Here is a 2,100-nt window from a genome sequence, read left to right on the forward strand (position 1 = left end):
ACAATGGCGCGTCCGGTCTTGCCGGCATAGTCGCGCATCCGCGCCGGGCGGTCGCGGCCGCTGAGCGACAGCGCCTCGCCGTAGAGATCGAATTCGGTCTCGTTGGCGACGGCATAGTCGGCCTTGCCCAGAAGCTCGGACGCCTCGGGGCGGAACGGCGCGGTGTTGAGCACGCTGATGGCGCCGGCCGCCCGCGCCGCCTCCAGCGCGGCGTCAACCGTCTGCAAGGGGATCTCGTGCTGCAGCAGCACGACGTCGCCCTTCTTGAGCTGTGCCTTGGCGATATCGCCTGGCAGCACCGAATCATTGGCGCCCGGGACCACGGCGATGACGTTTTCGCCGTCGGCGCCGACCAGGATCAGCGCCGTGCCGGTCGAGGCGAAGCTCTCGCCTATGCCGGAGAGATCGACCTTGCCAGTGAGCAAAGCCAGCGCCTCGGCGGCGAAGCCATCCTTGCCGACGGCGCCGACCATGCTCACCTTGGCGCCGGCGCGCGCGGCGGCCAGCGCCTGGTTGGCACCCTTGCCGCCGGGCGCGGTGGCGAAAGCGGAACCGCGCACCGTCTCGCCAGGCGCTGGCAAGCGGTCGACATTGGCGATGAGGTCGAGGTTGATCGAGCCGACTACGATAATCAAGAAGTGCCTCCTGCTTAATGGGCGGGAAGCTAGCCCGTAAGAGTGCCGGTTGCCAGCCCATTGAGCAGTTCCGCGCGAGCCGCCACGCTTTCATTCGCAGCGCACGGTGACAGTGCCCTGGTAGCTGCCGGCGGGAAAGATGCCCGGCGATTTGGTGGCGGTGAGGTCGACCTGCATGGTGTGGGTGCCGTTGATCACACGCTGCGGCGAACTGCCGGGAATATCCGTGCCCGAGCCGTCGAGACGGAAGACGGTGGCGAAAGTGACGTTGGTGTCGCCTCCGCTTGGAGCGGAGGTGAAGGCGATCGGCGCCGGCGCCGAAACAGAAAAGCAGTCGATCAGGTTGAGGATCGTGCACAGCAGCGAGCTTGCGGTGATGGTGGCGCCGGCGCTCGACCCGCCCGCCTGCTTGGAGCCGAAGATGTTGATGGCGGGATTCGGCTTCATCGTTCCGGAGGCGCCGATCACGATCGTGCAGGTGCCAACGACCGCCCCCTGGGTCGGAAGGCAGAGGCCGGCAAGTGCTGCCATCGCCAGCAGGGCGCGGCTATTTCTTCTTCCTTTTCCTGCCATCGCCGTTTGTCCCTCTGATGCTCCAGCCTTCGTTGGCCCATCCGGCCGATGCGGCCGCGGGAGCGCGAGCGGCCGTCGGAGGGGCGGCAGGCACGCTTGCCGTCGTCTGGCCGTCGGTGCCGAGGCCCATCTTGAGCAGCTTAAGTTCCAGTTGCAGGCGCTCGACCTCGAGCTCGTACAGGCGGCTGCAATCGACGCGCTTCGGCGTCCGCCCGATCGGCACCACCACGCGGCCATAGGTGGCGAGGTCGCTGTTCGACTGGCTGCTGTTGTTGCCTCTGATGACGCCGACATCGAGATAGGCGCCGCTGCCGGAAACCGAGGAGCGGCAGGTGGTGCCGTCGGAAGCGTGAACCTCGTCCTGGCCCTGGGGCAGGGTGACGCCGGGCAGGGTGAAGCCCGTCTGGTTCTGGTTCAGGTTCAGTATGTCCTCGGCAAACCCCTGACTCACGACCGCCAAGGCGGGCAGCAAGGCAAGGGTCAGGACCTGCGATGTCCGAAGAACTTTCCGCATATCTGTGCCCTTATCTGCGTCTGCTCGCTTGGAAAGGGGATACTCTCGGTACAGATACGCACTTTACGCTCGGTTGCGCCGTCGAACGGCACGACCACCAGGACCGGACGCGATGCCTGGCCGGCCAAAAGGAAGGCGCTCGGCGTGATCCTGGCGGCGACCGGCTGGAAATCCTGGTCGTAGACATGAACCTCGACGCGAATGCGCTGGTCATACGGGTTGCCCGGGAAGACCCGGACGGCGAAGGCATCGGTGAACGACCTCACCTCGCCGCGCATCGGCGTCATCGACTGGCCCGTCGCGGCGATGGGAGACAGCACGGCGGCCAACGCCGCCGCCAGAGTTCCAATCTTTCTCAAAGATCGCTCCTTTCGCGAG

The 2,100-nt window shown here is 66.2% G+C and carries 4 protein-coding genes; all 4 read right to left on the bottom strand.

Going from position 1 to position 2,100, the window contains the following annotated elements:
- Positions 1 to 635 (bottom strand): PfkB family carbohydrate kinase (locus tag EN780_RS32750; RefSeq protein ID WP_128276339.1); only part of this gene is annotated, 635 nt, incomplete at its 3' end.
- Positions 636 to 725: 90 nt separating this feature from the next.
- Entirely contained in the window at positions 726 to 1,208 is a 483-nt protein-coding gene (locus EN780_RS32755; protein WP_128276340.1) for a hypothetical protein, read from the bottom strand.
- Positions 1,183 to 1,722, bottom strand: a complete 540-nt coding sequence (locus tag EN780_RS32760; RefSeq protein ID WP_127392281.1) for a hypothetical protein — start codon at positions 1,720 to 1,722, stop codon at positions 1,183 to 1,185. Before EN780_RS32760 ends, EN780_RS32755 begins: the two co-directional genes overlap by 26 nt.
- Complete coding sequence (locus tag EN780_RS32765) at positions 1,689 to 2,072, bottom strand: hypothetical protein (protein ID WP_348631287.1); 384 nt, start codon at positions 2,070 to 2,072, stop codon at positions 1,689 to 1,691. Before EN780_RS32765 ends, EN780_RS32760 begins: the two co-directional genes overlap by 34 nt.
- Between the last annotated feature and the right edge of the window lie 28 nt (positions 2,073 to 2,100).

The organism is Mesorhizobium sp. M4B.F.Ca.ET.089.01.1.1, from assembly GCF_004022605.1.
Classification (GTDB): domain Bacteria; phylum Pseudomonadota; class Alphaproteobacteria; order Rhizobiales; family Rhizobiaceae; genus Mesorhizobium; species Mesorhizobium abyssinicae.

Coding starts and splice junctions, on each gene's coding strand:
- EN780_RS32755 (WP_128276340.1), bottom strand. CDS start 1,208: ATGGCAGGAAAAGGAAGAAGAAATAGCCGCGCCCTGCTGGCGATGGCA.
- EN780_RS32760 (WP_127392281.1), bottom strand. CDS start 1,722: ATGCGGAAAGTTCTTCGGACATCGCAGGTCCTGACCCTTGCCTTGCTG.